20 protein-coding genes are annotated in these 18,166 nt (G+C 51.0%); 4 read left to right on the forward strand and 16 right to left on the reverse strand.

Annotated features, from left to right (window positions below):
- Positions 1 to 215 (reverse strand): hypothetical protein (locus LBQ00_04435; GenBank protein ID MDR2018107.1); only part of this gene is annotated, 215 nt, incomplete at its 3' end.
- 101 nt (positions 216 to 316) lie between these two features.
- Between LBQ00_04435 and LBQ00_04440 the strand changes: the two genes are divergently transcribed.
- Positions 317 to 892 (forward strand): hypothetical protein, encoded by a 576-nt coding sequence (locus tag LBQ00_04440; protein ID MDR2018108.1) that lies wholly within the window; start codon positions 317 to 319, stop codon positions 890 to 892.
- 480 nt (positions 893 to 1,372) lie between these two features.
- Positions 1,373 to 1,831: a hypothetical protein gene (locus LBQ00_04445; protein MDR2018109.1), complete on the forward strand. Its 459-nt coding sequence runs from the start codon at positions 1,373 to 1,375 to the stop codon at positions 1,829 to 1,831.
- 348 nt (positions 1,832 to 2,179) lie between these two features.
- Here LBQ00_04445 and LBQ00_04450 read toward each other — a convergent pair whose 3' ends face one another.
- The gene (locus LBQ00_04450; protein MDR2018110.1) at positions 2,180 to 2,506 is read right to left on the reverse strand and encodes a hypothetical protein; all 327 of its coding nucleotides are present in this window, start codon (positions 2,504 to 2,506) and stop codon (positions 2,180 to 2,182) included.
- Between the two features lie 859 nt (positions 2,507 to 3,365).
- Between LBQ00_04450 and cobO the strand changes: the two genes are divergently transcribed.
- Positions 3,366 to 3,890 carry a cob(I)yrinic acid a,c-diamide adenosyltransferase gene (cobO, locus tag LBQ00_04455; protein ID MDR2018111.1) on the forward strand — a complete coding sequence of 175 codons (525 nt, stop codon included), beginning with the start codon at positions 3,366 to 3,368 and terminating at the stop codon, positions 3,888 to 3,890.
- 245 nt (positions 3,891 to 4,135) lie between these two features.
- Positions 4,136 to 5,113 (forward strand): DUF4931 domain-containing protein, encoded by a 978-nt coding sequence (locus tag LBQ00_04460; protein ID MDR2018112.1) that lies wholly within the window; start codon positions 4,136 to 4,138, stop codon positions 5,111 to 5,113.
- Between the two features lie 290 nt (positions 5,114 to 5,403).
- Here the strand turns inward: LBQ00_04460 and LBQ00_04465 are convergent, their stop codons facing one another.
- From LBQ00_04465 to LBQ00_04530, 14 genes are all read right to left on the reverse strand, one after another.
- Complete coding sequence (locus tag LBQ00_04465; protein MDR2018113.1) at positions 5,404 to 6,543, reverse strand: glycosyltransferase family 4 protein; 1,140 nt, start codon at positions 6,541 to 6,543, stop codon at positions 5,404 to 5,406.
- Positions 6,540 to 7,664, reverse strand: coding sequence for a DegT/DnrJ/EryC1/StrS family aminotransferase (locus LBQ00_04470; GenBank protein ID MDR2018114.1), 1,125 nt, complete (start codon positions 7,662 to 7,664; stop codon positions 6,540 to 6,542). Before LBQ00_04470 ends, LBQ00_04465 begins: the two co-directional genes overlap by 4 nt.
- Before the next feature lie 4 nt (positions 7,665 to 7,668).
- Positions 7,669 to 8,433, reverse strand: a complete 765-nt coding sequence (locus LBQ00_04475) for a methyltransferase domain-containing protein (protein ID MDR2018115.1) — start codon at positions 8,431 to 8,433, stop codon at positions 7,669 to 7,671.
- A 137-nt stretch (positions 8,434 to 8,570) separates the two neighbouring features.
- On the reverse strand, positions 8,571 to 9,656 hold the full coding sequence (locus LBQ00_04480) for a DegT/DnrJ/EryC1/StrS family aminotransferase (GenBank protein MDR2018116.1): 1,086 nt from the start codon (positions 9,654 to 9,656) through the stop codon (positions 8,571 to 8,573).
- Positions 9,653 to 10,021, reverse strand: coding sequence for an FdtA/QdtA family cupin domain-containing protein (locus tag LBQ00_04485; GenBank protein MDR2018117.1), 369 nt, complete (start codon positions 10,019 to 10,021; stop codon positions 9,653 to 9,655). Before LBQ00_04485 ends, LBQ00_04480 begins: the two co-directional genes overlap by 4 nt.
- A gap of 95 nt (positions 10,022 to 10,116) precedes the next feature.
- A complete protein-coding gene (locus tag LBQ00_04490; GenBank protein MDR2018118.1) occupies positions 10,117 to 10,884 on the reverse strand; it encodes a glycosyltransferase family 2 protein in 768 nt (255 codons plus the stop codon).
- 316 nt (positions 10,885 to 11,200) lie between these two features.
- Positions 11,201 to 11,683, reverse strand: coding sequence for an adenylyltransferase/cytidyltransferase family protein (locus LBQ00_04495; GenBank protein MDR2018119.1), 483 nt, complete (start codon positions 11,681 to 11,683; stop codon positions 11,201 to 11,203).
- A gap of 35 nt (positions 11,684 to 11,718) precedes the next feature.
- Positions 11,719 to 12,876 carry a PfkB family carbohydrate kinase gene (locus tag LBQ00_04500; protein ID MDR2018120.1) on the reverse strand — a complete coding sequence of 386 codons (1,158 nt, stop codon included), beginning with the start codon at positions 12,874 to 12,876 and terminating at the stop codon, positions 11,719 to 11,721.
- Complete coding sequence (waaF, locus tag LBQ00_04505; protein MDR2018121.1) at positions 12,863 to 13,858, reverse strand: lipopolysaccharide heptosyltransferase II; 996 nt, start codon at positions 13,856 to 13,858, stop codon at positions 12,863 to 12,865. Before waaF ends, LBQ00_04500 begins: the two co-directional genes overlap by 14 nt.
- Positions 13,827 to 15,329, reverse strand: a complete 1,503-nt coding sequence (locus LBQ00_04510) for a B12-binding domain-containing radical SAM protein (protein MDR2018122.1) — start codon at positions 15,327 to 15,329, stop codon at positions 13,827 to 13,829. Before LBQ00_04510 ends, waaF begins: the two co-directional genes overlap by 32 nt.
- Positions 15,287 to 16,342, reverse strand: coding sequence for a glycosyltransferase family 9 protein (locus tag LBQ00_04515; protein ID MDR2018123.1), 1,056 nt, complete (start codon positions 16,340 to 16,342; stop codon positions 15,287 to 15,289). Before LBQ00_04515 ends, LBQ00_04510 begins: the two co-directional genes overlap by 43 nt.
- A 34-nt stretch (positions 16,343 to 16,376) precedes the next feature.
- On the reverse strand, positions 16,377 to 16,817 hold the full coding sequence (locus LBQ00_04520) for an acyl-CoA thioesterase (protein ID MDR2018124.1): 441 nt from the start codon (positions 16,815 to 16,817) through the stop codon (positions 16,377 to 16,379).
- Between the two features lies 1 nt (position 16,818).
- Positions 16,819 to 17,694 carry a radical SAM protein gene (locus LBQ00_04525; protein ID MDR2018125.1) on the reverse strand — a complete coding sequence of 292 codons (876 nt, stop codon included), beginning with the start codon at positions 17,692 to 17,694 and terminating at the stop codon, positions 16,819 to 16,821.
- Positions 17,691 to 17,969, reverse strand: coding sequence for a septum formation initiator family protein (locus tag LBQ00_04530; protein MDR2018126.1), 279 nt, complete (start codon positions 17,967 to 17,969; stop codon positions 17,691 to 17,693). The genes LBQ00_04525 and LBQ00_04530 overlap by 4 nt, the downstream gene beginning before the upstream one ends.
- Positions 17,970 to 18,166: the final 197 nt, after the last annotated feature.

Genomic DNA, 18,166 nt, shown 5'->3' on the forward strand with positions numbered 1-18,166 from the left:
GTATCAAAGGCAATTACGGAATAACGGGAGACACCATATAGTGACCGATGGAGACAGAAGGCATGGCCGGGCGACACCATGATAGCGCAGGGGGGCGGCTCTTTATCCTTCTCTTCTTCCATTGGATGTTTTGTTAAACCGAAGAATACGGCTTGTCCATCAAGCAAATCATCGTCAGGCAGGGAGATTGATTCTGTCGCGCATCCACAAGTCATACTTGCAGGCGCGACAGAGGGGAACGTGACATAAAGGCTTTTCCAGGCTTGAGTGCCGACCATCTTAACATTTCGGCTGAATTGGTCTATAATAAGGCATTATGAAAAAACTTATCGTTGATATTGATAATACGTTATGGGATTTCTCTGCCGTCCTTTACAAACGGATGGTAAAGGTGAACCCCGAGCTCACCCTGTATACGGAGTGGCATGATCTCGACTTCTGGAAGAAATATGTTACACCACGGGCGTTCTACAGTTTTATCAGGGACATCCATATGGACCAGTACATGTTCACCCCATACCATGACGCCGCGCCGTTTCTCTCCTCGTTAAAAGAAAATGGTTTCCACATCATCATCGCGAGCCACAGGCAAAAGGAGGCTCTTGACCCGACGGAGCGCTGGCTCAGAGCAAACAATCTGCTTTTTGACGAGATCCATCTCAGTTACGACAAGACGGTCCTCTTCGACGACTGCTTCGGCATTGTCGATGACAGTCCTTTAATTCTCGGAAAAGCATATGAGGCGGGCATCATGGGGACCGGGCTTAAAATGCCGTGGAACAAATACAAGGATTATCCATTATTCGACAGCCTAACCGAGGTGTCCCTGTTCGTGAACAGTAAGCATGATGCCTTTCGGTCTCCGGACTACCCTTTAAACCCTTCGCCTTAGAAGTATCCCTCTAAGGCTGCCGATAATCTTTCGGGACTTCCGGTGAACAAGCCAGGGGAAGCCTTGTCCTCAATGTGGGTGCGGACACAGAGATATTATTCACACATTTCGCTCATAGATTTCGGAATGACCTGAGCATGGCCCCATCCCCGCGAAGGAATGTTGCGGTATGTGCCCTGTATGCGCATAAGGTAAGGGCAAATCGTGGGCTTCATAAGGACGGTCGGCAAAGGGAAGCGATTACGAGATTAACCACACCCCTTGGTTTCAGGAAGAGGTCTTATAGCGAACCTCCCCGCCCCAAGGGGCGGGGAATTAGCCCCGTAGAGTTAAATAAATTAAGAAAAATTGAAATCCCTATGGGGTGGGTGGCATAAAGACAAGAATCATAATAAGATAGTTAAGATAAAACGAAAAAAGGATCAAAAGACAATGAGAAACCCCAAACATATTTTTATAAGGAAACAAAGGTGCCGATAGATGAAACGGAAAACCGTTTACATGGATATGGATAACGTGCGTGTCGATTTTCCATCGGGGATTGCTAAATTAGATGCCGATACCAAAGCGAAATATGAGGGCTGTTTAGATGAGGTTCCAGGAATTTTTAGCTTGATGGAGCCTATGCCCGGCGCTATTGAAGCAGTAGACCAGATAGCCAAGCACTATGATGTATTCATCCTCTCTACCGCGCCGTGGCTTAATCCCTCCGCATGGTCAGATAAATTGCCGTGGGTTCACAAGTATTTTGGGGCGGAAAAAGGCAGCTCTTTTTATAAGCGGCTGATTCTTACACATCACAAAGACCTGTTGCGTGGCGATTTCCTGATTGATGACAGAACCAAAAATGGCGCTTCTGAATTTCGGGGAGAATTGATTCAATTTGGCAGCGAGAAATTTCCGTATTGGCCCGCTGTTATTAAGTATCTTGTGGGTTAAATAGTGAAGCTCCATTCCCAGAACATTCTATTGGGCTTTCCATAATAGATTTCTAAAGGCATGTATGCGTGGCGCTGGAAATGACAAATTGGCGCCACGAAGATGAGCGCGCCGCATTTTCGGTTATATGCGACCCTGTTTTGTCAACAATGTGCCGGTATTTGGCGTCGGATGTTGTCCGGGCAGTATGCCGGACTTGAGACAAACTTTTGTTTCTATGCAGAATTCAACCGTTGACAAAAGAAGTTCGGAGGAGAGGGGATCCTCCTCCGAGCCCGACTGTTTCTCCATAGCCAGCACTACCCTGGCTTATGCGCTCATTTATAGACCAGGGATAATCTATAAGCACTACCCGGGAGTGTTTGCCTCTTCCACAGGGAAGAGACCGAAGGAAACTACAATGTTTTTCTTTATAAGGACCGAGAGAGCGATGGATACTCCCCCGCCTATCTCAATGCCGCTACGCCAGAGGCTGTACCCTCTGCCGACTTTCGTTATGGCACAAGGGATATTGCGGGTCTTGAACCATTCAACCCAGCCACTCAATGATTTTGCCGATCCCACAACTTTGCTTACCCTGAAAAATTGGTCCCGGACCTGATGATTCTCCTGAGACCCTGAGTCTTCCACCTTCAGGGGTTCCTCCGTCTGCACCTTCAGTCTGGTTGGTTCCATGAGGTCCTCCTTTTCATTCTTTCCCTTATGTCCGCTCCCCGTGTTGCACGATCAAAAGCGGCGATGCAGGGTGTTTTTGCGGGTCAGGAGTCATTGATATTGGGGTATGGTAACACATGGTTTCGCTTTTCCGGCCAATAACCGGCGCCCCCGATCCCTTTTTAAGGAGAAAGCAACAGGTATGCCAAAAATTGAACATGCCCAACATGCAGGAATTATTATTGATATTGACAGCGCATGTGTGCGATAAACTGACAAATTTGTCAGGACGTAGATCTGTGATGACGAAATTGTCAGAATTTTCCCCCAGGCCATATATGGATACCAATCAGCGAATTCAAAAGAATTCCCCTTCAGTCTCCTGATGTTTTCGGCTTAAACCAGCCAGCTGCAAAGGAGGGCCGCGCGAGGAACCTTTCGGCAATGGACGCACGACCCTGTCCTGGTCCGGCCAGCCCTTGAGGCCGTTTTTTGGCTTAGCGGATTCTATACACCTTTTTCCTCCATTCCGGGGCTCTTTTCAAAAGGAAAATCATCGTGACAGACCGGGCGAAGCCCGTCTGAAGCCCCCCCTTGTCTTCCATTTCAATGCATACAAGGAAGTATATCGTCCTGAAATGAAAACCCCCACGGCAAAATTTTCACGGGGGCAAGGAAACGCTCACGAGGCGGAAAGCAGTAGTTCTCTCTTGAGCCGTTGCAGGAATATTTTGACAATCTCTTCTGCATTTGCATAAATTAAATATTGTCGCGCAAAAAGGAAACATTGACGAGCCGGCAATCGTGACGCGACACGGTTTGAACGCTGAAAAAGGGGAGCGCATGTCGGGGTACATAGCGCTAACAACGGCTGACGGGAATGAATAACAGAGGCTATATAATCGTACTCACTGGCAATGGAAAGGGAAAGACCACGTCCGCCCTCGGCATGGCCATGAGGGCAGTGGGCCAAGACCTGAAAGTAATTATGCTTCAATTCATCAAAGGCTCGTGGCGTTGCGGCGAGCATGAAATAGCGAGGAGGTTAGGACCCTGCCTGACCATCAGGCAGTTGGGGGGCGGCTTCGTCAATGCAAAAAACCAGGATCACGAAGACGTGAATGGGGTGGCTGAGGCCTGGGCCGTATGCAAAGGAGTACTGTCTGCCGGTGAATATGACATGGTGATACTGGATGAGATCAATAATGCCTTAGCGTACGGGTTGCTTCCCGCAGACGATGTCCTGGACGCGCTCCGGCAACGCCCTGCCGGACTGCATGTAGTCCTTACCGGCAGGGACGCCCATCCACGTCTCATTGAAGCAGCGGATATTGTCACGGAGTTTAATGAAGTGAAGCATGTCTTTCAGAATGGTGAGGCAGCGAGAAAGGGGATAGAGTACTGATGTAAGGGCGCACAATGGAACGAAAACCATGGTCCTGGTGCTGTCGCTTATTCATGACGAGGGCGCCGAAGCAGGACCAGCGGGCAATTGCAGTGAAGGCCATGTATGAAAAGTATATCCAGGCTGCACGAGAAAAAGACCTGCCAAGCGAGGAAGTATTGAATTTTTGCGCTCACGCCTTCGCCTCTCGCACTGGGGGAGAGGCGAGTTTGACAAACATTCGGTCATAGCCTATTATTAAAGCAATGGCAGAGTTTCGCAGAGACCCCATATCAGGCAACTGGGTAGTATCCGGTTTAATCATGGCCAAGGGCGACTCCGCCGGCGAATGCCCGTTCTGTCCGGGCAATGAAAACCTGACCCCACCGACCATAAAACAATACCAGGGCAGCGAAAATGAATGGCGGATCCGATGTTTTGCTGCCGCCAACCCCATATTTCTGTCTGACATAGACGAGGCAAAAAGGGCCGAGGGGCTTTATGACAAGATGGGTAATGTGGGAGCCCATGAGATCATAGTGGAGAACAGGTCCCACACCAAAAGTCTTTCGAGTTTTACTGAGGACGAGTTCCTCCTCCTCATGGCGTTCTACATGGAGAGGATTCGCGATCTAAAGCAGGAAAAAAGATTCAAACATATCCAAATATTCAAGAACCACGGGGAACTTGCGGGCTCTTTTCTCTTTCATCCCCACTCCCACCTGCTTGCCATGCCAATCGTGCCGCAAATGATTGAGACGGAGCTTTCAAACACAAAAAGGCGTTACCTTCAGAAGGAACGCTGTCTTTTTTGCGACATTATTGCCCAGGAAATCAGGCAAAACAAAAGGATCGTTAGTATCAACGCCAACTTCGCTGCCATATGCCCTTTTGCCTCACGGTTTCCTTACGAGGTCTGGGTAATGCCCAGATTTCATGACGATTGTTTCGAACGCCCCGTGGATCATGGGGTCTTACGCGACCTCACCTCTATCATGCTCGACATCATGAAGAGAATGGAAAAAGTAGTAAACGCATACAGTGTGGTGCTCCATACTTCGCCAAACATGTATAAAGACCCTTATGTCACCGATGATCTTCCTGTGAGCGAATACTTCCACTGGCGTATCGAGATACTCCCCAGGGACCTCCGGTCTTCACGATTTAAGCGGAACGACCAATTCTATGTCGTGGCCATCACGCCCGAGGAAGCGACAAGCTCACTGAAGACACAGAAAATTTAGCTGCCCCGCGCAAGGGGACCATGCTAGGAAGCCGACGATGAATCTCCTCTCCTCTCTTTTTCACTCTGGCTCTGCTTCGGGTATTTTCTTTGGACTATCGCCTGCTTACGCAGAGAAACCTGGAGACATGGTTGCCTCTTTGGGCGCACTGCAGGGAATTGATTGATTCAACAAGATTGGGCGCCCTCGTGGTTAATTGATAGCGTCTATTTCTGGATTTGGATTAACGCAATAACAGGACCGGAGTAGAAAAAAAGGGGGGGTGCCGGCAGTATACAGTATGGGGTGTATTATTTTCTACGGCCCATTGTGAGAAGGGTCTCGTAGAACTCACTCATTGCATGCGCCTGAGCGGCGTAGCTCCATTTTTCCCGGGCGGACTCTTTCGCATAACTTCCGAAAGCCTCCCGCTTCGTATCGTCTGTAAGGATCGTCATTATTTTTTCGGCCACCTCACCTGGTTCGGGCGCCGCGACAAACCCGGATTTCCCATGATCCACCAGCTCGGGAAGCATCCCCAAGTCGGACACAACGGCGGGTTTACCCATTGCCATGACCTCTCTCAGGGCTCGCGCACTCCCGTCACTCCCGGCCCTCATCATGACAAAGAGGTCAAAAGCAGAAATCATCGAGAAATAATCTTCTACCCTGTATCCCGCGAGTATAACATGGTCCGCGATTCCCAGTTGTAAAAGGGGTCCGAGTATACTGTTTTCTATTTGGGAGCTTCGCCCCACGATAACGAGCTTCACTTTGTCGATTTGTTCCAGCACAATCTTGAAAGCTCTGAGTATTACATCGTAGCCCCGGTCGGGTTTCAACCGGCCTATTACTCCGATCACCAATTCGTCCGGCTTGATTCCGAGGGAGTCTCTCAGGTCTTCGACGGGACCGGTATAAGGGGTGATCCCGGGAGGGATGACGCAGGTCCTCTCCCCGTTGAACCGGAAATTTGCGATGTCGCGGTCCATGATTTTCCTGCTGAAGGTCACGAGACCATCCGTTTTCCCAAACGCCCATGACATGGTAAGGCTCTTGGGGAGACCATCCCTCTTGTGGTCCGACCGTATGACAAGCGGTCGCCATACCCCTGAGAAGGCGAAGGAAAAGAGGGCGGTAAAGTGATCATGAGACAGGTTCGTGTGTACGATGTCGATTTTCTGTTCCTTTACATAGGACCTGATGGAGCCTATATCATACGCCCAATCCGAGACAGAGAAATACCTGTTGAGCTTGAAGCCGCCGTGGTATTTTATTTGAGTCCTTTTATGGACCTCTTTCTCCACGGTCCTGTCGGGATACTCCATGGGGGTCGGGCGATAGGCTATGGTCACGTCCACACCAGCATCGGTCAAGGCTTCACACAGGGATACCGTGGGCTCCGCAGGACCGGTCCATTTCCAGTCGCTGAAAAGGTGAAGGACTTTCATGCGGCTCCTGCTCCGTAAAAGTCCCGTATGGTCTGGGAAACGTATTGGACCTCGTCCTCGGTGAGGGAGGGATACATGGGAAGGGTTATGATCTCCCTGGCGGCCTTCTCTGCCACGGGGAAAGAACCTTCCTTATATCCGAGACGGGCGTAGACCTGCTGTAGGTGAATCGGCGTGGGATAGTTTATGATGGTCGTAATCCCTTTTGAAGATAGGTATGTCATCAGATCCTTTCTTTTTTCCGATCTTATGGCGTAAATGTGATAGACGTGGCGCGCCCAGGGCTCTTCCAAGGGAAGACTGACGGGTATGCCCGCGAGTGTCCGAGTGTAAAGGGAGGCAAGGGCTCTCCTTTTTTCATTCCAGACATCAAGAAAAGGAAGTTTGTAGTGGATCATTGCCGCCTGCAGCTCATCAAGCCTTGAGTTAAACCCCTCGGTTATGTGGACGTGTTTTGCGCGGTCATCTTGACCAAAATTTCTGAGCCTGAGGGCCCGCTCATAAACCTCGTCTGAATCGGTGACCAAGATGCCGCCATCCCCGAAGCCACCCAAGTTTTTGGTGGGATAGAAACTGAATATCGCGGCGTCACCGAGGCTACCTACTTTCCTGTTCTTATAAAGGGCACCATGGGCTTGGGCTGCGTCTTCAAGCACCCGGACCCCATGGGCCGTGCAAATTTGCATGATCTCGTCCATCCGGGCGGAATGGCCATAGAGATGGACTGGTATGCAAACCTTTATATCTTTATGTTTTTTCAGGATGTCGTCAAGCAGGGCAGGATCCATGTTTAATGTCTCTTCTTCAATATCACAAAAAACGGGGTCGATTCCCTGTACGGAAAGAGCCATTGCTGTCGCCACATACGTATTCGGAGTGGTGATGATCTTATCCCCTGTTGTGAGTCCGAGGGCAAGCCCGCCCACTCTTATGGCATCCGTCCCGTTGCCCACTCCCACCCCATGCCTGACTCCTATATACGACGCGAACGCCTCTTCAAGGGCCTTCACGCCCCTACCCAAAATAAATTGTCCACCCGACAGGACTTCTTCAAATATCCTGACCAACTCCCCCTTCATCTCGCGGTGATCTCTCCCGAGATCGAATATATTCACATTCACAGGCTCAAACTCCTTTGAGCGGTTTTTCCGCAAAGATAATCAGGGTATTTCCCCCTTCCAGTATATCACTCCCCGATGTCTCCCCGAGCCAATATTTTGCCCGTTTCTTTTCCGGCCAAAACTTTATGTACAATCGTATGAGCCATACGACGGGCTTCAGGAACATCTGCTTAGGTTTCTTCTTATCATACGTGACGGTCCTTATGTCGAGTCCCGCATGTTCCAGGGCGAACCTGATGAGTGTATAGCCCATGGGGCTCATGTGCAGGCCATAAGTCTTTCCCTGGCAGTCGTTCAGGAACATCTCGCGGGAAACGGGCCGGGTGAAGAAGCCGGTAACGAGAAATTTGAGCCGCCGCTCGATGTTCAGGTAGTTGGGGGTGCTGAGGATGAGTGTGCCTCCCGGCTTAAGGACCCGTGCAAGCTCGCGGACCGCATTGTAAGGGTTCTCCGTATGTTCTATGGCTTCGAGAAAGCAAACATAGTCGAACTTCCCGTCTTCATAAGGAATCCGTCCGTTGAGGTCGCCCCTATCGACCATGAGACCATTCGCGAGAAATTGCGCGGTGTCAATATCGCAGCATGATACATGAAATTTCATCCCATGCAGTACTTCAGCGAGGGCGCCCAAGCCGGTGGGGATATCAAGTACCTCGCCCCGCGGCTTATCCCGGAGGTAACCTATAACTTTCTCGTGGACCCCGTCCCGCGCCAGGGCGCGGATGGTTGCAGGGGAAAAAGCGTTCCGTGTCTGTCGGGATTTTGTCATAGATAATATCCGTTACTATAACATACCAGAGAGACCACTTCCAGTTTTTGGAGTCCTTGCTTCTTTGGCAGTATTCATCTTTCCGTGGCCGAACCCAGGAGTGATCAAGTATGAATCTGCAATTCTCAATCCATCAATCAAAAACGGTTCATTGCATGTACAACCTGAAGGATGTCGTCTTCGCTGTGAGAGAACGATATGGGGAGACTTAGTATGGTGTTGTGTATCTCTTCGGAGATGGGGTAATTCCGGTCATCAAGTATCCCTTTCATGGCTTCCTGCCTGTGGGGAGGGATCGGGTAATGGATCTCGGTTTTTATACCCTTTGCCATGAGGTGCTCTCTCAGCCGGTCTCTTTCGGGGTGCCTTATCGCGTAAATATGGTACACGTCAAAACAGTCGCCGTTCATTGCGGGCTTCACGAAACCGTCTTTAAGATTCTCATGATAGACTTGCGCGAGCCGCCTCTTGTGCCGGTTTATCTCGTCGAGTTTCCTGAGCTTGACGGATAGAAAAGCCGCCTGTATCTCGTCCAGCCGCGAATTGACGCCGATAAGATCATTCCGGTACTTCGTATCGGAGCCGTAATTCCTTAGTTTTCGGACCCGGTTGGCAGTCTCATCACTTCCCGTCGTGACCGCCCCGGCATCGCCTAGCGCACCCAAGTTCTTGGTGGGGTAAAAACTGAAGGCTCCGGCATCCCCGAAAGATCCAATCTTCCTGTTCCGATACATGGCGCCGTGCGCCTGGGCACAGTCTTCCACGACTTTCAGGTCGTACTTCGCCGCTATTTCCATGATAGGACCCATTTCACACGGCTTGCCATAGAGGTGCACCAAAAGGATGGCCGCCGTATCAGGACCAATCCTCTCTGCTATTTTCGCCGGATCTATGTTGTAGGTGCGGATATCGGGCTCCACCGGTACAGGCATAAGACCGCACCGGAGTACCGCGATAATAGTGGCGATGTAGGCATTCGAGGGTACAATGACTTCCCTCCTGCCCTTGAGGTCAAGGGCGGACAGGGCAAGCGTGATGGCGTCCAAGCCGGAGCCGACGCCGATGCAATGTAGGCATTCCGAATACGCAGCGAACTCGCTCTCAAAGCGTTCCACATTCTTCCCCAAGATAAACCAGCCGCTTTTCAGTGTATCCCTGAAGCGTTCCACAAGGCTGTCAAAGAAGAGCAGGTTGGATTTTTCGAGGTTTTCGTATTCGATCATGGGTATTCGTCCGGTATATATTCCCCTGGATCGTAATACTCCGAGGCAAGGACAAGGAGAATCGCGTCGTCGCTGAAGTTATACATGGTGTGCCAGTCCTCCGGAGGGAGTATGAGGCCCTGATCGGGGGAATTGAGGAGGAACGTCGCCTCCGTGACGCCATTGTTTACATAAACTTCACAGCTTCCTTTCAGACAGGTCAGGGCATGGACGGTCCTGTGGTGCCTGTGTCGGCCCCTCACAGACTGCGGTGAGACTCCATAAATGTAATAGACGCGTTTTATATCAAAGGGGATTTCCTTCTCCATCACGGTCAGATGGCCTCTGTGATCGGAGTGGGTGTTAAATTTTATAAGATGGGCCAACGAAATCCTCCGGCAATGAGTTCATTTTTTATAACAGTATGCACAAGGGTTGTCAAATCAACCGTTGGTAACGCAGGGCCTCAATCCATTCATCTTCAGCGCCCCGCTTTCCGCTCAATCTCCCAGAGTTTGGCATGCTTCATGAACACGTAGTACATGGTAGAGATGACAATGATGAGTCCGGGCAGCCCATCAAGAAATCCTCTTTTCATGACATAATCTCTGAAGAAACGGTAGGCGGGCCTGAAAAGCAGGTTGGCCATATGAAAAGAGCGGCCAGCGGAATGCAGGTCCCTGGCGTAGGTTGCGGAGTAGCGGTCCACGGTCTTTATCTGGTCCGCAATGCTTAGGTAAGGTGTATGCATGTAATGGTTCTTCAGTCGTCCGACTTTGCCCTCAATGTAAATCTTGGCGTGGAGGTCACCCTTCCAGTACCCGCTTTTCTTCCTGTAAAGCCTGATCTCCTCGTCCGGATACCACCCGCCGTATTTTATCTCCCGCCCAAGGTAGATGTTTCTCCTGCTGACGACAAACCCATCGAAGATCGTTTCCGTTGCGATGACCTCTGCAATCTCCTTTTTAATCCTTTCGGTGAGCCATTCATCGGCATCAATGAATAGCACCCACGGGTTGCGGCACCGATCCTGTGCATGCTGGTATTTCTCTCTGAAATTGTTGTTGTCGAACTGAAAAACGTGGTCGGTATACCTCTCCATTATTTCGAGTGAGCCGTCAGTGCTATGGGAGTCAACCACCACGATCTCGTCCGCCCAGTCTGCCACGCTCTCAAGCGCATGCTCAATGGTCTTCCCATTGTTGAAGGTAATCATGTAGACGGAAAGGGGCTGTTTATTCTTTTTCATGCGAAGACTGGCTTTGGGTAAATTTACACCAAAAAGTGCCTGGAATCAAACAGAAGTTGCTGGGTCTCCCTTTCGCTGCTCCCGGCTGCGGGAAACGGTATAAAAAGAGATATTTTTCAAAAAATTCACCCCGGACAGGGTAGCCTGAAGCAGTTGGAGTATGCGTCTCACATGGGGCTTTCGCAGCCTGGATTATGAGCTGGCAGAATTATGAACGGCTCCGCGAAGCGTTTCACAAACAACAGTCTGTAGATTATTATACCGGTGGTAGCTGGTTTGACAGCCGTGAACGTCTCGGGGACTGACTGCAACAGCCCTATTTTTCATCAATCTCTTTGATAACCTTGATTATATCCCTGGTGGAGTGGTCCTTGGGGTCGCCTACTATGGCCACCTCTCCGCCATAGGAACGCACTATCTTACCCTCTGGCACACTGTCCACCGTGTAATCCGTGCCCTTGGCATGTATGTCCGGCTTCAGGGTGATGAGGAGTCTCTCCACCGTGGGATCACTGAAGATGATGACATAGTCGACGCAGTCGATAGCAGCTATGATCTCGGCCCGCTCGTTGGCCATGGTCACGACCTTCTTTCTCTTTCCGAGTCCCGTTACGGATGAATCGTCGTTGACAGCCACAATAAGGAGGTCGCCTAAGGCTTTCGCCCCCTTCAGGTATCGTATGTGGCCCACATGGAGGATATCGAAGCAGCCGTTCCCGAATACAACACGCTTGCCCTTCTTCTTTTCCCCGTCGATAACCTTTTGCAGATCCTTTAGACTATTGATGATCGTGCCCATGGTGAGTTACAGCCCCTCTCGTTTATTTGTCCTGCTTATTGCTCATTAAGAACTTTTCTCAACTCATCCACTGTCACAGTTGCAGTTCCCCGCTTCATAACCACAATGCCTCCGGCCACATTGGCGATTTTTGAAGCGCTGTAAAAGTCCACGCCGCTCGCAAGGGAAAGGGTGACGGCAGCACAGACCGTGTCGCCGGCGCCGGTGACGTCCGTGACGTCGTCCGAGCCGGAAATGGGAATGTGATGCACCCTGCCGTCCCTCAGGAAGAGACTCATGCCCTTGTTACCTCTGGTGACAAGAAGTGCCGTCACATTCATAAGTCCCATTATCTTCCTTCCCACCGTCTCCATATCGTCTCCGTCGCCAAGGGAAGCAAGCGCCAATGCCTCCGATTCGTTGGGCGTGATAAGGGTGAAACCCTTGAAGCTTCTCAAATTATATCTTGAATCACCCACCACCGGTTTGCTTTTCGCTGCCTCGGCCATAAGCCGTATGACGTTCCGATCAATTACTCCATGCCCGTAATCGGAGACGATAAACGCATCCATCCGGGGGATCAGACTCCTTACTTTTTCAATGAGAAGCCTTCTCTCGCCTTTGCTTATGAGGTGGCTGGTATCTTTGTCGATCCTTATGACCTGCTGCTTTGACGTGTGGGTGTCGCCGGCAAGGATCCGCGTCTTCGTCACTGTTTCGCCATCATGACGGAGAAACCCCTCTGTATCCACGGCCTCGTAGCGGGAAAAATGGTCAATGAGCCTGTCGCCTGCGGCATCGCTCCCTATAAATCCGACGGGAAAAACTTGGGCGCCAAGCGCTAAAAGGTTGTTGATCGTGTTACCAGCGCCTCCCGGGTAAATTTTTTCCTCCTCGTATTTTACGACGACCACCGGGGCTTCTCTCGAAAGCCTGTAGGGCTTGCCAAAAATATATACGTCCGCGATGATGTCACCTATCACGCATATCTTCTTTCTCTGAAATTCTTCGATCAAATCAGACGATTTCCCGCGCCTTGCCGGGAGGTAACCGCACCTCTCCTGCCCCTCCGGGGGAGCCGAAAGCAGGCGCCTGGAGGCGCGAGACCGAGGCGAGGAAGAACGTGCGTCTTCATTCTGACGATTTCCCGCGCCTTGCCGGGAGGTTTGTCTGTTTCGGTGCAGATTCGTTTCCGATTTCTTAGTTTGTGCCATTCAGGACACTCTCCACCTTCATGAAAATATCTTGGGGTTTAATGCCCTTCAGACATTCATGGTCTCTGTCGCATCTCTTCTTGTTGCAGGGTTTGCATGGAACATCGATAAACGCCTGGTGCGTATGAGGACTCTGGTAGGCCGTGTATTTTGCGTCCATGGGCCCAAGGAGGACGATGGTAGGCACGGAAAGGGCGGCTGAAATGTGTCGCGGCCCCGTATCGTTGCTAATCACTGCGGATGCCCTGGACAGGCAAACTTTGAGATCCCTTATATCAAGGTATTTGACCTCCACCAGGTCCTTTCTTCTCGCGCCTTCCGCTATGGAACGGGCAATACCTTCCTCGCCCTTTCCTGGCAGGATATACACTTTAGCATTGAGGTTGTCTGCAATCATGTCGGCAAGTTCCGAGAAATGGCTCTCGGGCCACCGTTTCGACGGCCCGTACTGAGCGCCCGGTATGAATGCCACATACGGTCTAAATATATCCAAATGTCCGTGGTCGAACCTGTATTCTTCATCTGCTGTCACCACAAGCCCGGGGCTTTGCTCGACCCTTTTTTCGCCCATGGCTTCAATTATCTTCAGATAATGCTCCACGGTCGATTCTAGTCCGGGCGCTTCCTCAACCGTACGGGTAAGCATAAACCCCCTCCTATTCCTTGAATACCCGATCCTTTCCCGCACACGGGCGGTAAATAAGAGCAGGGCTGAGCGGAATGAATGGGGCAGCATCACGCCACGGTCAAAGTACGTCTCCTTCAGGGAATTCACCACATCAAGGAAAGGCAGAAACCCTCTCCGGTCGTAGGGCACGAACCGGTCGAACAGTTCGAGTCCATTGTAGATATGCATGGCATTAGTCTTGCCGATCCCCCATAACTCGCCGGAAAGAGAGGTCTTTAGAGACTTGAGAAAAGGCACGGCCATCACCATATCACCGATCCAGTTAGGCAGATAGACTATCGTCCGTCCAGTCACTTCTCACACCCATAAAAGGGTTATATTTTACGCAATAGTAAGGCATTCCATTTAGCTCCATCTCGCGGTCAAGGACATGAAGCTCGGAAGCGATGGATTCTTTCTCCCTCTCCCATTCGCTCTTTGTCAGCGCCTTGACCCTCTTCGCAAGACTCAGGTACTTTCCCTTCCCGTCCGCATTACCATAGCCATTCACGAAAAGACAGAACATGGTTTTCAATTTTTCGGCAAAGAGGTTAGCGTCCTCTCCCAGTATCATACAGGTCTCGTCCGTAAAGTTGTCAAGGCCGCTCATTCTATCAAAGTCGATCATGCCTGCTTTTTCCGCTATATCATACGCCTTCGTGCCTATAAAAGGGAAGAACAAAGTCCATCGGAACCGTCCGGGCTTAATTCTGGCCAGGAGCTTCACCGTCTCCATCATGTCTTCCTCGGTCTCGTAGGGCAATCCCACCATAACGAATGCCGAAGTGTGGAGGCCAAATCCGTGGGCGATGAAAAAAGCTTCCGCAATGTGGTCATTGGTCATATACCGGTTTAAGACGTCACGGCGTATCCTGTTGCTGCCGCTCTCAAGTCCGAATTTGACGATCCTGCACCCCGCCTCTTTGAGATCTCTTGCCATCTCGCGGTCGAAAACACGGGCATGTGCGTTGCAGACGAACCCGATTTTGGTTACGGCTCGGTATCTCGCGGAGAAGTCATGGAGCCATTCCTTGTCAAAAGTGAAAATGTCATCGTCAAAGATGAACATCCTGATCCCTGTATAGCGGGAAAGGAGATACTCAATTTCACCGATCACCTCATCAACGGTATGTCTCCTCAGGTAGGTTCGCGGAAGGTGGCCGTCGTCCTTATAAAGGGCCATGATTTTGTGGTTAAGGCAGTAGGTACAACGGAACGGACATCCACGGGAGGCGGTCAGGCCTACCCATCCGTCTTTAGCATCAATTATCTGCTGAAAGTCGAAGATCTCGTAATCTTTGAACGGCATATTCGCGATCTCTTTGAAGGGCCTCATAGGCGCAACTATTATGCTGCCGTTCCGTTTGTACCCTATATTCCTGATGCCCGCGGGATCACCCTTTCTCACCAGTTCCAGGAACGCATCTTCTCCTTCGCCGACGCAGATATAATCAACCACCGGTTCGGCGAGTACTCCCCGAGGGTCCATGGTGGGGTGAATCCCCCCGAAAATGATGGGCACATCCAGGTAGGTCTTGATGTTCCGGGCGATCTCAAGCGCGTATTTGCACTGAGTGGTCAGGACGGAAAACCCTATAAAGTCGGGGTTTATGCGGAGCACATCCTTCTTTATCCTCTCAAGATCAAGAGGGTAGCCGACCTGTTCGTTTACGTTTAGCAGGTGAGTCTCAATGCCTTCCGCCTTCAAAATGCCGGAAATGTAGGAGATTCCGTAGTTGAAGCCTATCTGGGCATTGAGGTTGGGATAGATGAAGAGTACGCGCATGCAGGCTCCCCTATTCGTTCTTTCATTGCCAAGACCGCACCGTACACATCTTCCACGGTTATACCGTCAAGGCATTCTCTCTTTTCGCACTTTTTGTTCTTGCACGGACTGCACGGGAGGTCTTTTCTCACGACCGTACTCCTCGGGCTGTAAGGGCCGTTTACGAGCACATCCGTGGGGCCGAACACCGCCACCACCGGCGTCCCGGCGAATGCGGCCAGGTGCATCACGCCCGTATCCCCTCCGATGTACATGTCCATCTTCCTGAGGAGGGCGAGAAGTTGGGGCACATCGGTGGGACAGGAAAGAAAGGCCCCGTCCCCGACGGTCTCCCGCAATGCACGGGCATCTTCTTCTTCTCCCGGTCCCCAGAGAATAATGACAGAAGCGTGATCTTCCTCTTTTATGCGCCGGATCAGCTGCCCGTACCGCCCTATATCCCACCGTTTGAAGGCGCTCCCTTTGCTCGAAAAAGGGTTGACTGCGTAAACGGGGGACGGGATTCCACTGCTCTCGAAAAAACGGTCGATATAGGCAACCGCTTCTGCCGGCGCCACGAGGGTAAGCTCAGGGACAGACCTGTCTGTGCCGACGTGACGAGGAATGAGCATGTTTCTCTCCACCTTATGGAGTCTCTTGTCTTTTCCCTCCACTTTCTCGTGGCAGAAGAGGTGGCTTTTTTCCTTGGCATACATTTTTCCGAATCCGATTCTCTTTCCCCCCCGGACATAGAGGGAAAGGAGGGCGCTCTTAATGATGCCGTGGAAATCAAGAATCATATCGTATTTGTCTTCTCTGAGGGTACCGAGAAAACGGTCCATTTCCTTTTTTGACTTCAGAAATCTGCCTCTTTTTAAGGCCCTCACCATAGCGCTTCTCGGAAAGCGTATGACCTTGTCGATAAAGGGTTGGTGGGTGAGCAACTCGCCCACGGACCCTTCGACGAGCCATGAGATACGGGTTTTCGGGAATTGCTCCCGAAGGGCCTTTACCGCAGGCATGGCCATAAGCACGTCACCCAAGGAACTCATCCTTATGACCAACATGCTACCTGGTATTGGCATCTTTCAAGATGGCATAGAGATGGGAAGGGATGGCAACCGCTTTTCGTTCGTTGTTCACGCAGAGGTGTTTCGTGGAACCTTGAACGAGCAACGTCTCATCCTTATAAACTGAATAATGAAACGTTAACCCGCGGGACCTCAATTCCGGCATGCTCGTCTTTACGATAATAAGGTCGTCATAGGTCGCATTGTTGTAGTATTTTGCCTCAAGATTGACCACCATGAGGTAGTAGCCAAGCCCCTCAAACTCCTTGTAAGTAAAACCCTTCTCCCTCATGTATTCGCTGCGCCCCGTCTCGAAATACACGGGATAGTTACCGTAGTAGACAACACCCATCTTGTCCGTGTCGGCGTACCTTACCCGGATCGGCACATCGACGCTTGGTATATTGCAATCGGCAGATGAACTGTCAGAGCGGGGCATTTCAGAGCGCTCTCAAGTACTCGGGCCTTAAAAGCGACGGGTCTCTCCGGTTCAGAACCTGCTTAATCGCCCTGAGTATCGCCTCTTTTTCCTCCGGTAGCCAAGCCTTGACAGGGAGGTAATTCGATGCGTGGTTCGAGGCAAAGAACATGCGGGTAACGTTGGTGTTCTGAAGCATAATGTACAACTCTTCAAGGAGCTGGTAAGGGTCCGGGACCTTGAACGTGCCTTTCTGGACCTCTTCTGCCAGTACTGTGCCCGGTACGACGATCACGCTCAATGCGCCTGCATAGTCGGGATCAATCCTGCTCAGGAATTTCCCCGTCTCTTCCGCATGAATCGCACTCCTCTCCGTGCCGCCCAAGCCGAGAAGTACGGTCACCGAGAGGGTAATGCCCGCCTCTTTCACGCGCTTCGCCGCCTCCGCCGTATTGTCGAGAAGCGTCCCCTTGCACACCTTGTCGAGAATGACTTGATCGCCTGACTCGACTCCGAGATAGATGATCTTTACCCCAAGATCTCGAAGCGCTTTCAACTCATCGACGGACTTCTTTAGTATGCTTTTTGTGTTTCCGTAAACACCAATCCGCTCAAGTTTGGGAAAGGCATCCTCTATCAGTTCCACGATAGGGAGAAGTCTCTTCTGGGGTATGATGAGGGCGTCGCCGTCGGCGATAAAGACCTTTTTCACGTAACGGGCGTACTGCTTTGCCTCCTCTATGTCCTCTTTCACTTCCTCGAACGATCGTACGCGGAATTTTTTTTCCTTGAACGAACCGCAAAAGGTACACTTATTGTGGGAACACCCGATGGCTACCTGCAGTATAAGGCTGTCCGCCTCGCTTGGCGGTCTGTAAATAGATCCTTCATACCTCATTTTTCAATCCTGTAAAGTTTTTCGCCTTCTCGCACAAAACCGTATCTGGTTCTCACCACGTTCTCGAGATACTGGTCGTCTTTCTGTAATCGGTCGATTTCCTTCAAGAGGAGCTTGTTTTCCTTCTCTATCGACGCAATGGAAGCATTGACTGTTCTGGCATCCTTCCACGTCAAGAGACAAGCAAGAACCCCGCCCTCCGAAAAGACCATTTGGAAGCCAAGAGCCGATAAAAGGATAATCAGGCCATATTTCCGTATGGCATCTTCCAACATAAAATAATCTTACCGGTAAAGCAGGCAAAAAGTCAAATGTTTGCGGGATACCCGAGAAAAATAGCCGTCCCATACGCCTTGTTGTTAGAGAAAAGAAGATGCAGGCCTGAAGGCGGACCCATGCCCGACCCCCCGACCGAAGGACCCCCCCCATGCGCAGGCGGGGAACACGGTGCGCCGCGCATGGAGCAATGGCG

Source organism: Syntrophobacterales bacterium (genome assembly GCA_031274925.1).
Classification (GTDB): Bacteria; Desulfobacterota; Syntrophorhabdia; order Syntrophorhabdales; family Syntrophorhabdaceae; genus PNOM01.

Excerpts from the sequence above, each read along its gene's own strand:
- LBQ00_04440 (MDR2018108.1), top strand. The coding sequence starts at position 317 with ATGAAAAAACTTATCGTTGATATTGATAATACGTTATGGGATTTCTCT.
- LBQ00_04445 (MDR2018109.1), top strand. The coding sequence starts at position 1,373 with ATGAAACGGAAAACCGTTTACATGGATATGGATAACGTGCGTGTCGAT.
- LBQ00_04450 (MDR2018110.1), bottom strand. The coding sequence starts at position 2,506 with ATGGAACCAACCAGACTGAAGGTGCAGACGGAGGAACCCCTGAAGGTG.
- cobO (MDR2018111.1), top strand. The coding sequence starts at position 3,366 with ATGAATAACAGAGGCTATATAATCGTACTCACTGGCAATGGAAAGGGA.
- LBQ00_04460 (MDR2018112.1), top strand. The coding sequence starts at position 4,136 with ATGGCAGAGTTTCGCAGAGACCCCATATCAGGCAACTGGGTAGTATCC.
- LBQ00_04465 (MDR2018113.1), bottom strand. The coding sequence starts at position 6,543 with ATGAAAGTCCTTCACCTTTTCAGCGACTGGAAATGGACCGGTCCTGCG.
- LBQ00_04475 (MDR2018115.1), bottom strand. The coding sequence starts at position 8,433 with ATGACAAAATCCCGACAGACACGGAACGCTTTTTCCCCTGCAACCATC.
- LBQ00_04480 (MDR2018116.1), bottom strand. The coding sequence starts at position 9,656 with ATGATCGAATACGAAAACCTCGAAAAATCCAACCTGCTCTTCTTTGAC.
- LBQ00_04490 (MDR2018118.1), bottom strand. The coding sequence starts at position 10,884 with ATGAAAAAGAATAAACAGCCCCTTTCCGTCTACATGATTACCTTCAAC.
- LBQ00_04495 (MDR2018119.1), bottom strand. The coding sequence starts at position 11,683 with ATGGGCACGATCATCAATAGTCTAAAGGATCTGCAAAAGGTTATCGAC.
- LBQ00_04500 (MDR2018120.1), bottom strand. The coding sequence starts at position 12,876 with ATGGCACAAACTAAGAAATCGGAAACGAATCTGCACCGAAACAGACAA.
- LBQ00_04510 (MDR2018122.1), bottom strand. The coding sequence starts at position 15,329 with ATGCGCGTACTCTTCATCTATCCCAACCTCAATGCCCAGATAGGCTTC.
- LBQ00_04520 (MDR2018124.1), bottom strand. The coding sequence starts at position 16,817 with ATGCCCCGCTCTGACAGTTCATCTGCCGATTGCAATATACCAAGCGTC.
- LBQ00_04525 (MDR2018125.1), bottom strand. The coding sequence starts at position 17,694 with ATGAGGTATGAAGGATCTATTTACAGACCGCCAAGCGAGGCGGACAGC.
- LBQ00_04530 (MDR2018126.1), bottom strand. The coding sequence starts at position 17,969 with ATGTTGGAAGATGCCATACGGAAATATGGCCTGATTATCCTTTTATCG.